The sequence below is a fragment of the Flagellimonas marina genome, assembly GCF_042651185.1.
Classification (GTDB): Bacteria; Bacteroidota; Bacteroidia; order Flavobacteriales; family Flavobacteriaceae; genus Flagellimonas; species Flagellimonas marina.
In genome coordinates, this window is the sequence record NZ_JBHSCL010000002.1 from 265,657 (window position 1) to 279,342 (window position 13,686).

Consider the following 13,686-nt stretch of genomic DNA (forward strand, 5'->3'; position numbering starts at 1 on the left):
TCAGCCCTTTGCTTCACAATCATTCGGGAATTTCTGTATCCAACTCAGAATCCACTTTGTCTTTAGGAAGGTTAAGCCGCATGGCCAACAACCCAGCTATGATAAAAAATATGCCTCCAAACAAAATAGCATTGATTGCGCTATTGTTCATCCAATTTTTTATAATTGGCCCAAAACTTACGGTTTGGATCAGCATGGGAATAACGATCATCATATTGACAATACCCATATATACCCCACGACGTTCTTCTGGAATTACCTTAGAAACCATGGCATAAGGAATACCCATCATAGCGGCCCAGCCTATTCCGAATAAGACCATTGGCGCCAACAATAGCCATTTGTCCGTTATGAAGGGCATACTCAACATAGCTATTCCCGTTAAAAACAGACAGAGGACATACACCAATTTTGAACCAATCCGTGAAGCAATGGGCACCAAGGCCAAGGCCACGAGCATGGTGACAAAATTGTAAGTCCCGTTCATTAATCCAGCATGGCCCAATGCCTGCTCGGCCAAAGATTGAATCTGCTCCGCGAAGGTCATATCTTCCGCACTGATTTGAGCTCCTTCCCGAAAAGAAGACATTATGGATTCAAACCGTTCATTATCCTCATTGGTTATCCCGTAAAGACTACTGCGCAGCATAGGTGGCATAAACTGCCAGTACACGAACAATGCATACCATTGAAACAAATAAACGGCGGCAAGCTTCCACAAAAATCCTGGCATAACCCCAATAGCTTCGGCAGCCTCAAGCAGGGGATTCAAAGTTTCCCCCAGTTTTTTGATGGTTGGGTTTCCGGTATTCCTTTTAATGATTTTATATAGCATGTACAACCAAAAAAAGGCAAACACCAAAACGACAATGACCCAAAGGTTGATATTATCCCAAAGCGCTGGATAAACTCCGCCAACAAGATAGCCCAAAGCCAACGGGACAGAAAAAATGACAAAAAGTACGCTCAATATCTGAATGATTGGCGCTGGAGTATTTTTATTGAGTTCTTTAATTTCATCAAGTTCTTCAGGTGATGGAGGAATTTCTGGGGTTTTCCAAACGGACCACATCACGGTTCCAATAGATGCCAATGCACCCAAAAAGAAGGAGTAGTACACCCAAGTGGGTATCGAAGAAACACTCTCCGCGCTAGCATCAAAAAGACCACCTCCCTCAACTGGGGTACTAAACCAGTGTTGGAACATAAAAAGTGATAGATTGGCCAAGGTAATTCCAGCTCCCACAAATAGGCTTTGCATCTGATAACCAAAAGTCAATTGACTATCGGGTAGTTTATCCCCCACAAAAGCCCGATAGGGCTCCATGGCAGTGTTGTTGCCAGCATCCAAAATCCATAAAAGTCCCACAGCAAACCATAATTCAGGACTAAATGGAAATGCAAAAAGACACAAACTGGCCAATATGGCCCCAATTAAAAAGAAAGGCTTACGACGACCACTCCATTTAGGTGACCACGTTTTATCTGATATGGCACCAATAATGGGTTGAATCAACAACCCAGTCACAGGACCAGCCAAGTTCAGGAGTGGCAATTCATCATGATGGGCCCCTAAAAATGAAAAAATGGGACTAACGGCGGTTTGCTGTAACCCAAAACTGAATTGGATTCCGAAGAATCCAACATTCATATTCCAGATTTGCCAAAAGTTCAACCTTGGTTTGGTAATCTTCATTGTTGCGCGAGTTTAGTTAGTTAGCAATGGATATAGGAAATAATTGAGAATTTCTCAAAAACCCGACTTCAAGATAGCATTTTTTCGCAATGGGTGGGGAAATAATTCCTGAAAGACCTGATCAGAGACTTTTCTATTCCTTAATGAAATCAATATTCCGTTTAAGCCCAGACAACTTGGTTCGCTTTACTGCAGATTTCTGGAAGATTTTTTTGAAGACGTCCTCGGTAATTTCCTCCCAATCTTTTTTAGTGAAAGAGAGTAACTCCGGATTAGGATTGAACAAGGGTTCTTGGTGTGGTTTTGAAAATCGGTTCCAAGGGCATACATCTTGACAAACATCGCAGCCAAACATCCAATCGTCAAATTTTCCCTGAAATTCTGAGGGAATCTCATTTTTAAGCTCGATGGTGAAATAGGAAATGCATTTACTGCCGTCCACCACATAAGGCTCTACAATGGCTTCCGTGGGGCAGGCGTCGATACAGGCAGTGCATGTACCGCAATGGTCCGTTACTGGGGTATCATATTCCAGTTCCAAGTCAACGATAAGTTCGGCAATAAAGTAATATGAGCCCACTTGTTGGGTCAACAGATTGCTGTGCTTGCCCATCCATCCCAAACCACTTTTGGCTGCCCAGGCCTTGTCCAAAACCGGAGCAGAATCGACGAAGGCTCTTCCGTGCACCTCCCCTATTTCCTCCTGAATGAACTGCAACAGCCTTTTGAGCTTATCTTTTATCACAAAGTGATAATCCGTTCCATAGGCATATTTGGAGATTTTATAAGAGTCTGGGTTTTGTTCTTCGGAAGGATAGTAATTCAACAACAAGGAAATAACCGATTTTGAACCTTCGACCAGTTTGGTTGGATCTAGTCGCTTGTCAAAATGGTTTTCCATGTACTGCATTTCACCATGCCTATTGTTCTTGAGCCATCTCTCTAATCTTGGCGCTTCTTCTTCCAGAAATTGCGCTTTGGAAACACCACAAGACAAAAAACCGAGACGCTTGGCTTCGGTCTTGATTAAATCGGTTTGGATTCTCCTTGACTTCAAAAGGCACTTATCAATCTGATGAAAGCACCAAGATACAAAAGGCTATGATTTATTCATGGAAGGTGGAGGAATCAACATATCGTACTCCTTCGCGGTGGCCAGAACTTTATGGATAATTTCGGGATGTACCGACTTCTCAACAGCATTGGTTTCACTCTCTGAAATACCAAAGGTTTCAAAAAAGGATGAAAACCCCTTTGGACTGTGAATATTTACCCAAGTACATGGTTGGTCTTTTTTATTACTAAAGGTGTGAAGGGTTCCCGGCGGAACATCCATCGACTCGCCTGCTTTGCAGACTTGAATCTTACCATCCACAAAGAACTCCAACTCCCCTTCAATCACCAAAAAAGCTTCTTTATATTGATTGTGTATGTGTGGTGGAGGTCCTTGCGCCCCTGCTGGAGTTTCGCAGACCACCATATCATAATCACCTGTTGTTGGGTGTATGGTTACTTTTTGTCCCAAAACCCATTTTGAACTAGTGCTTTTCATTTTCATGAGATTTTTGCCTCACAAACATATTCATAAATTTTTACTGTTCAAAATTTTATGAGATATTTGTCTCATGAAAAATGAACATTTACAGTCGGGGCGTAAAAATCAGAAACAGGAGACCCGAAGAAGAATACTTTTGGCCGCCCAACAACTTTTAGAAATGGAGCAAGAGCTCACCATGGAAAATATAGCCGAACAAGCAGGTATTTCGCGCGCCACCATTTATAGATATTATACGAATATTGATGCGCTTTCCACTGAATTGCTTCTACAACTTAATGTACCCGACCCAACAGATTTAATAGAGCAGTTTAGAAACAACTCTCTACAGGACGCCATGCTTGGATTTCAAAAAGCTTATTTAAAGTTTGTTCTCGACAATGAAAATACCTCCAGAAAGTTTTTAGTTGCTGTCCTTGCTTCATCCAACCCAAAACAAAGGGGACAAAATAGAATTTCCGTAGTTAGGGACTATTTTGCTTCCAGCACTATAGACCTTGATTCACAAAAAAAGAAAAAGTTGATGAATATTGCAGTGGTATTAATGGGCATTGAATCCATCATAGCAACTAAGGATGTGTGTGACCTAAGCACCAAAGAATCTATAGAAACGTTGCAATGGGGATTAAAGATGATAGTTAAGGGATGCCAGAGTTGATACCATTAGAACAACCCTCCTTGTGTACCGCCCTTAATCCTCCCCAAATGTTTATAAGCCAATTCGGTGACTTCACGCCCTCTTGGGGTGCGCATAATAAACCCTTGTTGAATTAGAAAAGGCTCGTAGACCTCTTCGATGGTTTCAGCACTTTCCGAAACCGCCGTGGCCAAGGTTGTAATTCCCACAGGCCCTCCTTTGAATTTATCAATAATAGTGGTGAGGATTTTATTGTCCATTTCATCCAGACCATGGGCATCCACATTCAACGCTTTCAGTCCAAATTGGGAAATATCCAAGTCTATACTTCCATTACCCTTAATCTGGGCAAAATCCCGTACCCTTCTCAACAAGGCATTACAAATTCTTGGAGTGCCTCTGCTCCGCCCGGCAATTTCTATTGCTGCATCTTGACTGATCGGCACTTTTAAGATTTCTGCACTTCGCTCCACGATGGTAGAAAGTAGTTCAGTGTTATAGTATTCCAACCGACTTTGAATGCCAAACCTAGCTCGCATGGGTGCGGTTAGCAATCCAGAGCGTGTTGTGGCACCTATCAATGTAAACGGACTAAGGTTTATCTGCACCGTTCTGGCATTGGGGCCCGTCTCAATCATGATATCAATTTTATAATCCTCCATGGCAGAGTAGAGATACTCTTCCACAATGGGGCTCAGCCGATGGATTTCATCAATGAAGAGAACATCCCGTTCTTCAAGGTTTGTCAACAACCCCGCCAAATCACCGGGTTTGTCCAACACTGGGCCCGAGGTCACTTTTATGCCCACTCCCAACTCATTGGCCAAAATGTGGGCCAAGGTAGTTTTTCCCAATCCCGGAGGGCCATGAAATAGCGTATGGTCTAGGGCTTCTCCACGCAAATTGGCGGCCTCAACAAATACTTTCAGGTTTTCCAATACCTGTGCCTGACCCGTAAAATCTTCAAACGTGATGGGTCTGAGCGCTCTTTCAATGTCTAGCTCTTCTTGGGAAAAATTTTCAGCAGTCGGGTCTAAATGTTCATTCATCTCTTAACAAATATAGTTGAAAACCCAATCAGCCTAAAACCATTTCACCTAAAATGAGCTTGCATGCACATCTTAATATTCTAAGCCTTACCTTAGTTATTCTGAAATAATAGGCCTTGCCTCAACGCTCAAATTATGGTTACTACAGATTATTCCCTTGGAATTTTACAATACATTCCTTTTTTCTATGTTATTTGGTCCGATGACCTCTTATCAACTTCAGAAATTTCCGTTGTTGAAAATACCATTGAGAAGGACTCTTCCCTTGACCCCAGTGAAAAAGAGCAACTTAAACTTTGGCTTATTCGTGAAAATCCACCTTCGGATGAAGAGTTAAAAACGTGGAAACAAAGCATTGCCACTTCTGGGGTGAAACTTATTGAGAGTGACACCTATCCTCTGACCTCTCTTAGTCAGCGATTGGTGAATACGCATTCGGATACATTGGGTTTTAATGAGCATTTAAAGCATATCGAGATTAACTTGGGAATTCAGCCCAACCATTACAATCATTTGTTTGAAGTTGAAGTGGTGCATGAAAAAACTTCAGACCAATATGATGCCAACGTATTGGACAATCTTTTGAAGGGACCACATTCTTTGGTGGTAGATGAATTCCGAAACTTCTTGGACCAATCCATTTTTAAATGGGACATCCGAAGGGACAAAGCGGAATTCCGGGGCAAGGTTTTAAAACAGGTTGAAGTTTTAGGCCAAAAGGGATATGGTGCCCTAGCGTACCCCTCAGAATATGGCGGAACGGGAAACATGCCGGCCTATGCCTCCATTTTTGAACACTTAATGTTTGTTGAAGGCAGTCTGGCCGTAAAATTCGGGGTGCAATTTGGACTTTTTGGAGGCAGTATTCAAAAATTAGGAACCAAAAAACACCATGACCAATACTTATCCGATGCAGGAACCACAAATTTACTGGGCTGTTTTGCCATGACCGAGACCGGGCATGGTTCCAATGTGCGCGGAATCAAAACTACCGCTACATATGACCCAACCACAGATTCCATCGTAATTGATACTCCAGGGAAAAATGACAATAAGGAATACATTGGTAATGCGCTACATTCCAAGATAGCTACGGTATTTGCCCAACTGATTGTTAATGGAAAAAACGAAGGAGTGCATGCCGTTCTGGTTCCCTTACGAAATGAAAAGCACGAACTGCTTGAAGGTATTACGGTAGAAGACAATGGTTATAAGCTTGGCCTAAATGGGGTAGATAATGGGAAAATTTGGTTCAACAATGTTACAGTACCTCGAGAGAACCTTTTGGACAAGTATGGGGAAATCAAGTCTGATGGCACTTACCATTCTTCCATTAAAAATCCTAGCAAACGCTTTTTTACCATGCTGGGCACCTTGGTGGGTGGTCGTATTTGCGTAGCGCGAGGTGCGCTTGGCGGTTCAAAGATGGCTTTGGCCATTGCCGTAAAATACGCTTTGAACAGGAGACAGTTCAATGACAGCGTTAAGGTCCAAGAGGATTTGATTATGGACTACCCCACACATCAACTGCGATTGACCCCTGCCGTAGCCAGTGCTTATGTGTACCACGTCACTTTGGAGGAAATGATGAAAAGGTATAGTGACGAATCACAGCCTGATAAACGGCAAATTGAAACCCAAGTGGCGGGATTGAAATCGGTTATCACGTGGTTTGCCAATGAGACCATTCAAGAATGCCGCGAAGCTTGTGGCGGAAAAGGATACTTATTGGAAAATCGAATAGCAGACCTCAAAGGCGATGTGGATATTTTTACCACTTTTGAAGGTGACAATACCGTATTACTACAATTGGCGGCCAAAGGTGTTCTATCTGATTTTAAAGCAGAGTTCAACAGTGCTGGGTTTGCATCGGTGCTTAAATTGCTACAAACACAGCTCTCGGATAAGTTAACAGCCATCAACCCACTATATTCCAATAAAGTGGATGCGGAGCATTTGTACAATCCAAAGTTTCACAAACATGCTTTTAATTACAGAACGCGACGCTTGACCTACACTTTGGCTATGCGAATTCGTGGTTACATTAAAAAAGGGATGCCATCCTATCAAGCTTTTTTAAAAGTGCAGACGCATTTGCTGGCTTTGGGAAAGGCCTATAGTGTGGAACTGGCCTATCAAATATTCAGTGATTTTTGCACCAGTGTTCAGGATGAGGAATACAGGGGTCTTCTGGAAAAATTGGGAGCACTCTATGCATTACATGAAATTCATACGAATGCGCGATGGTATTTGGAACAGGGTTATATCGGTGGAACCAAATCCAAGGCCATTCGGCAGCGTGTGGAACGGTTATCTACAGAATTGCGTCCCCATATAGAGGTTTTAGTGGATGGCTTTGGGATTCCAGAGCATTGCCTTACCGCTCCCATCGTAAAATAATGCGTCAGTCGTCCTTTTTGATGAGTTGGGCAGTACCCGAAAACTCCATAATCGTGATCTTGGGTGCACCATACAAATAAACTCTAGTTCTTCCTTTGGCACTCAGTTCAAAATCGCCATGTGCATAAATGTCGGCGGTGGCATCTTCTTCCAAGGTTGCCTTAGCCGTTCCAACCTCCATGGCCTCTCCTTTGTATTTTGAATTACCAACCAAGCGTGCCTGAATTGTGTTTGATGTTCCTTCAAAAGTCAAGGCTGCGTTTTCGTCCAAGTCTACCAAACTGGTTCCGTTTACGGCATAGATGTAAGCATCAGCCCTATTCCCAATGGTAATGTTAAGCGAATCTACATCCACATTAAAATCGCCATGACTGGTATCCTCCAAATTAATATCCATTACTGATGCACTGGCTTTGATATCCAACTTGGTGTTGTTGAATCCATCCACAAAAAGCTCATCACTTTCAATGATGTCCGATGAGCTAACACTCCCATCTTTTATGGAAATTGCCCTAAGTTCTGTATAGGTCACGGTGATATCGAGCTGCTTTTTTGCAGTAACATCATAATAGGAACTAATGACCAAGGTGCCATCCTGCACCTCAAATTTGAGGATGTCGATTAGGTTATCATCGGCCACAATCTCATAACCCGGCCCAAAGGATTTCTTTAGAACAATATCCAAATTATCATTTAAAACTATAGCATTAAAGGGTGGCAGTTCCTCGTTGACCTCGGTTACAATACGACTTCCTTTTATTCTGGGTTTACGTTGCGCCATTACGATTATGGGAACAATGAGCAGGGCAACTACAAGTATTTTTTTCACGATTATTTTTTTGGGGTATAGTGCATTAAAGATATTACAAATACTGCTAACTATTGTGATTCAACCAGATGCCAAAAAAAAGCCCATCCTGAAGGATGGGCCGAATATTTTTAACAGAAACTCGTTAATGATTGAGCTCTTCTTCGTTTTCTTGCAAAGGCACGTTCTGTGGCACAAAATCTTGTCCCGCAATAATGTACTCTCCATTTTCATAGGTCTTACTGTAATCATAGGCCCATCGGTATACGTGTGGAATCTCACCGGGCCAGTTACCATGGATGTGCTCTTGTGGCGCTGTCCACTCCAAGGTATTGGAGCTCCATGGGTTCAAAGGACCTCTTTTTCCGTAGAAAATACTGGAGATAAAATTGTATACGAACACCAATTGCGCCAATCCAGCGATGATAGCGAATACTGTCATCAATACCTGAACGTTGGTCAACTCATCAAACATTGGGAAAGCCGTGTTTTGGTAGTAACGTCTCGGTACTCCTGCCATTCCCACAAAGTGCATTGGGAAGAATACCCCATAGGCACAAATTGCAGTAATCCAAAAGTGCACGTACCCTAAGTTCTTGTTCATCATTCTACCTTGGAACATTTTAGGGAACCAATGGTATACCCCTGCAAATAGTCCGTACAATGCCGAAATACCCATTACCAAATGGAAGTGGGCCACTACAAAATAGGTATCGTGAACGTTGATATCCAATGTGCTGTCACCCAAAATAATTCCGGTTAAACCTCCTGAAATAAAGGTAGAAACCAACCCAATGGAAAATAGCATCCCCGGATTCAATTGCAGATTACCTTTCCAGAGTGTGGTGATATAGTTAAATGCTTTTACTGCCGATGGAATTGCAATCAAAAGGGTTGTAAACGTAAATACAGAGCCTAAGAATGGATTCATACCGGAGATAAACATGTGGTGGCCCCATACAATGGTGGATAGGAAGGCAATTGCCAAAATAGAGGCAACCATCGCCCTATATCCAAAGATGGGCTTACGTGCGTTGGTGGACATTACTTCGGAAGTAATTCCCAATGCCGGCAATAATACGATGTATACCTCGGGGTGACCCAAGAACCAGAACAAGTGCTCGTACAATACGGGCGAACCGCCTTGATAATGCAATACTTCTCCTTGGATAAAGATATCGGATAGGAAGAATGATGTTCCAAAGCTTCTGTCCATAATCAACAACAAGGCTGCAGAAAGTAAAACTGGGAATGAAATCACACCAATTACAGCGGTAATAAAGAAGGCCCAGATGGTCAATGGCAAACGGGTCATTGACATTCCTTTTGTCCTTAGATTAATTACGGTTACGATGTAATTCAAAGAGCCCAATAATGAAGATGCAATGAATATGGCCATGGATACCAACCAAAGGGTCATACCGGCCCCAGAACCAGGTTGAGCCATGGGCAGTGCACTCAATGGAGGATAAATGGTCCATCCTGCGGCGGCTGGTCCTGCTTCAACGAACAAAGAAATCACCATGATTACCGAAGACAAGAAAAACAACCAATAGGACACCATGTTCAAAAAGCCTGATGCCATATCCCGTGCCCCAATCTGCAACGGAATCAACAGGTTACTAAAGGTACCACTCAATCCGGCCGTCAATACAAAGAACACCATAATGGTACCGTGAATGGTCACCAATGCCAAATAGATATCGGCATCCATAACACCATCGGGGGCCCATTTTCCAAGCAAGGCTTCAAAAATTGGGAACGATTCCCCTGGCCAGGCCAATTGCATTCTAAACAACAATGACATTGCAATACCAATGAATCCCATAATAAGACCCGTAATAAGGTACTGCTTGGATATCATCTTGTGATCTTGACTGAAGATATACTTCGTGATAAAGGTCTCCTTATGATGATGCCCGTGATCGTCGTGTCCGTGTTCGTGTCCAGTAGCTGACATAATCTCTTTTAAATTTATTTTGGTTCTTTTCCTAGCCTAATATTATTCTGCGGGTGCCATGCTCGCCTTGAAGGTAGTTTGCTCCGCCATCCAATTGTTGAATTCCTCCTCAGTCTCCACCACTATCCGCATTTGCATATTGTAGTGTGATGTTCCACAAATCTTGTTACAAAGTAACACGTAATCAAATTCCCAAGGCTCTTGTGCATTTTCAGCTCTAATGGCATTGGTTCTTTTGACTTTATCCACAACATCTGGATTCAATCTCATTTCTTCCGTGGTGATGGTGGGTGTAAATGAAAATTGTGTAATCATACCGGGAACACAGTTCATTTGCGCTCTAAAGTGGGGCATGTAGGCGGAGTGCAATACGTCCTGGGAACGCATTTTAAAATTCACTTTTCTTCCTACAGGCAAATGCAGTTCTTTTACAATGACGTCGTCCTCACCATTAGGGTCGGATTCATCCAATCCCAAAACATTGGCTTTGTCAATATCAATCAAACGTACACTGGCATCACCTAAAACATTATCATCACCAGCATAACGGGCCGTCCAATTAAACTGCTGCGCATATAGTTCAATGATGATGGGGTCATCTTCATCGTTAACATCCATAATGTTAGACCACGTGTACAATCCCCACAGAATCAACCCTGCCAATACAATCACAGGAATAATGGTCCAAATAAATTCCAAACGGTCGTTATCGGCAAAGAAAAGTGCTTTCTTCCCTTTTTCACCTCTGTATTTGTAGGCAAAGTAGTGCAATAGAGCTTGGGTGATGAACTGAACAAAGAAAATAATGGCAAAGGATACCCACATCAATTGATCATACTCACCTCCATGTTCTGATGCCGCTTCTGGCAACAGCATTTTTGTATATTTTGCAAAACTAAATATGGTGATTCCGTAGATGAATACGAGGAATCCAAACATAAGATAGCCATTATTCTTATTGTCATTGTCAGTTGCTACCTCAGTGTGCTCTGTTTTGAGTTGGGACAATTCGAAGATTTTGGTCATTTGCCAAATTGCAATCGCCACCAGTACTAAAACAGTCAAAGTTAATAATGCAGTCATCGTGTATCTATCTAAGACTTAAATCGTATTAATAATGAAAATGTCTACTTTCTTCAATAAATGGGTTTCTTTTTGGTAACAATGGAGCCTTTGTTAGGGTATTGAACACCCAGTACACAAAGAGTCCACCAAAGAACAAAATCCCACCTATTTCAGGTAATCCTATATACCATTGATCTCCTACTGTAGCAGGCATCACCATATTGAAAACATCCAAATAATGTCCCGCCAATACCACAATACCAGCCATTACCACAAACCAGTTCACCCGCTTGTAATCGCTGTTCATCAACACCAACAATGGGAACACAAAGTTCATGACCAACATACCAAAGAACGGCAGTTTATAGTCTTGGAAACGGGCGATATAGTAGGTAACTTCTTCAGGGATATCAGCATACCAAATCAGCATGAATTGCGAGAACCACAAATAGGTCCAGAAAATACTGATACCGAACATGAATTTGGCCAAATCATGAATATGGCTATCGTTTACCACTTCCAAATACCCTCTTGATTTCAGATAGATGCTCACCATGGCTATTACAGTAATACCCGATACGAACATGCTAGCGAACACGTACCATCCAAATAAGGTACTAAACCAGTGGGGGTCTAAACTCATAATCCAATCCCAAGACATCATGGACTCGGTTACCAAGTAAAATACCAAGAAACCGGCAGACCATCTAAAGTTTTTTACAAAGTTGGAGTTGTCGTCGGATTCATCTTGTGCTAAGGACAATTTTCTTGAGTATTCACGGTAGAAAATCCAACCACCCAAAAAGATTGCAGCACGAACTAAAAAGAAGGTTGGGTTTAAATAGCCCGCTTTTCCTTGCAGCAGTTCATCATGTGCGACTACCTCTGAGTCCATCCAAACAAACAGGTGGTTCATGTGCAATACAGAAAGTACCAATATCACAAAAACAATTATACCTCCGGGAACAATGTACGCAGTTATCCCTTCCATTACTCTAAACAGCAAAGGTGACCAACCAGCTTGAGCAGCTCGTTGAATGGCATAAAATGCCAGTACCCCCAATGAAATCATAAAGAAGAAGAATGCAGCAACGTACAACGCGGCCCACGGTCTGTTCTGCAATTGATGCAACAAATGCTCATCGTGGGAGGCATCGTGACCTTCATCATGGCTTGCCTCAGCTCCATGGGCAGCTTGGGCTCCATGGTCTTCACCATGACTTACTGCTTCTTCGGCATGACCTCCACCATGACCATCTCCGTGGGCGGCTGCCACAATAGCTTTTGCCTCTTCCACGGTTGAGGGTGCGGATACAAAGCCTATTGCCAAGAAAATAAGTCCAAGACCCATGGCAATGAAAGATCCTATTTTTAGTCTGTTTGAAAAGGTATACATAATCAACTCTTATCCAATTATTTTGTTAGGTCTTCCTTTAATTTCATCACGTATTCGGACACCTGCCACATTTCTTTTTCGTTAGCAAATTGTGCAGCATAGGAGCCCATGGAATTCAATCCGTAATAGATGGTATGGTATGTGGTACCCACAGTAATGTTACGTGCTGGATCCGCATAGCTGGGAACACCCAATATTTTTTCACGTTTTACCAAATTGCCCTGTCCATCTCCCTTAGGTCCGTGACATACTGCGCAATAAATCGCATACAATTCGGCACCTTTTACCATGTTATCCTCCATATCCAAGGAATCCAATGGGCTAGGGTTTAAACGTGCCAACTCTTTACCTTCTGGCGTGTTTTCAAACTCGTAGGGCATATAGCCTCTGGAAATGGTTCCTTCAACAGGAAGCATGGCCGCTGTTCCTTCGGGGAACAACCCATTGTCTACACCTTGATAGGTTTCATATCCTACGGGTTCGTACATGTTTGGCATATATTGGTAGTTGGGACTGTTTTTATCGGCGCAAGCTGCAACCAACAGTACCAAGACCAAGACAACACTTATTTTACCTAAATGCTTCATAGTTTTAAGACTCCTTTTCTGTAACATTTATTTCCACCGCACCTGTTTCCCACAACAAATCGGTTAGTTCCTTTTCATTATCGTGTACGCCGATTTCCATTAAAAAGTGGTCATCTGTTGTACGTACATCTGGGTTTTCCGCTTTTTTAAAGGGCCACATTTTACTTCTAAGGTAAAAGGTAATCACCATTAAGTGAGCTGCAAAGAAAACCGTCAACTCGAACATGATCGGCACAAAGGCAGGCATGTTCTCCAAATAGCTAAAGCTGGGCTTACCACCAATATCCTGAGGCCAATCCTCGATCATGATGTAGTTCATCATCACAATGGCAACGGTCAATCCCAAACATCCATACATAAAGGAGGTGATTGCGATACGGGTATCTTCCAATCCCATGGCCTTGTCTAGACCGTGGACAGGGAATGGTGTGTACACTTCCTCTATATGGTGGTGCGCTGCCCTCACTTTCTTTACGGCATGCATCAACACATCGTCATCGTGGTAAAGTGCCTGTATAACTTTTGATGCCATA

The 13,686-nt window shown here is 42.5% G+C and carries 12 protein-coding genes; 2 read left to right on the forward strand and 10 right to left on the reverse strand.

The genetic code is table 11. From position 1 onward, the window contains the following. Nucleotides 1-19: 19 nt before the first annotated feature. From ACFOWS_RS01360 to ACFOWS_RS01370, 3 genes are all read right to left on the reverse strand, one after another. Nucleotides 20-1,696: an MFS transporter gene (locus tag ACFOWS_RS01360; RefSeq protein ID WP_379762130.1), complete on the reverse strand. Its 1,677-nt coding sequence runs from the start codon at nt 1,694-1,696 to the stop codon at nt 20-22. Between the two features lie 133 nt (nt 1,697-1,829). Continuing rightward, nucleotides 1,830-2,753 (reverse strand): tRNA epoxyqueuosine(34) reductase QueG, encoded by a 924-nt coding sequence (gene queG, locus ACFOWS_RS01365; protein ID WP_379762132.1) that lies wholly within the window; start codon nt 2,751-2,753, stop codon nt 1,830-1,832. Between the two features lie 42 nt (nt 2,754-2,795). Further along, nucleotides 2,796-3,248, reverse strand: coding sequence for a cupin domain-containing protein (locus ACFOWS_RS01370; RefSeq protein ID WP_379762133.1), 453 nt, complete (start codon nt 3,246-3,248; stop codon nt 2,796-2,798). Nucleotides 3,249-3,321: 73 nt separating this feature from the next. Here ACFOWS_RS01370 and ACFOWS_RS01375 point away from each other — a divergent pair, with 73 nt between their 5' ends. Then, complete coding sequence (locus ACFOWS_RS01375) at nt 3,322-3,909, forward strand: TetR/AcrR family transcriptional regulator (RefSeq protein ID WP_379762134.1); 588 nt, start codon at nt 3,322-3,324, stop codon at nt 3,907-3,909. Between the two features lie 5 nt (nt 3,910-3,914). On the opposite strand, the gene ruvB is transcribed toward ACFOWS_RS01375, so the two are convergent. Then, a complete protein-coding gene (gene ruvB, locus ACFOWS_RS01380) occupies nt 3,915-4,937 on the reverse strand; it encodes a Holliday junction branch migration DNA helicase RuvB (RefSeq protein WP_379762135.1) in 1,023 nt (340 codons plus the stop codon). A 135-nt stretch (nt 4,938-5,072) separates the two neighbouring features. Here ruvB and ACFOWS_RS01385 point away from each other — a divergent pair, with 135 nt between their 5' ends. Next, nucleotides 5,073-7,337, forward strand: coding sequence for an acyl-CoA dehydrogenase family protein (locus ACFOWS_RS01385; protein WP_379762136.1), 2,265 nt, complete (start codon nt 5,073-5,075; stop codon nt 7,335-7,337). Between the two features lie 4 nt (nt 7,338-7,341). Here the strand turns inward: ACFOWS_RS01385 and ACFOWS_RS01390 are convergent, their stop codons facing one another. From ACFOWS_RS01390 to ACFOWS_RS01415, 6 genes are all read right to left on the reverse strand, one after another. Continuing rightward, nucleotides 7,342-8,166: a GIN domain-containing protein gene (locus ACFOWS_RS01390; protein ID WP_379762137.1), complete on the reverse strand. Its 825-nt coding sequence runs from the start codon at nt 8,164-8,166 to the stop codon at nt 7,342-7,344. 124 nt (nt 8,167-8,290) lie between these two features. After that, nucleotides 8,291-10,105, reverse strand: a complete 1,815-nt coding sequence (locus ACFOWS_RS01395) for a cytochrome c oxidase subunit I (RefSeq protein ID WP_366585016.1) — start codon at nt 10,103-10,105, stop codon at nt 8,291-8,293. Between the two features lie 42 nt (nt 10,106-10,147). Continuing rightward, nucleotides 10,148-11,188 (reverse strand): cytochrome c oxidase subunit II, encoded by a 1,041-nt coding sequence (locus tag ACFOWS_RS01400; RefSeq protein WP_379762138.1) that lies wholly within the window; start codon nt 11,186-11,188, stop codon nt 10,148-10,150. A gap of 28 nt (nt 11,189-11,216) precedes the next feature. Then, complete coding sequence (locus tag ACFOWS_RS01405) at nt 11,217-12,566, reverse strand: quinol:cytochrome C oxidoreductase (RefSeq protein ID WP_379762139.1); 1,350 nt, start codon at nt 12,564-12,566, stop codon at nt 11,217-11,219. A 17-nt stretch (nt 12,567-12,583) separates the two neighbouring features. Further along, a complete protein-coding gene (locus ACFOWS_RS01410; RefSeq protein WP_366585022.1) occupies nt 12,584-13,153 on the reverse strand; it encodes a c-type cytochrome in 570 nt (189 codons plus the stop codon). Between the two features lie 4 nt (nt 13,154-13,157). Next, entirely contained in the window at nt 13,158-13,685 is a 528-nt protein-coding gene (locus tag ACFOWS_RS01415; RefSeq protein ID WP_366585024.1) for a DUF3341 domain-containing protein, read from the reverse strand. Nucleotide 13,686 lies beyond the last annotated feature (1 nt).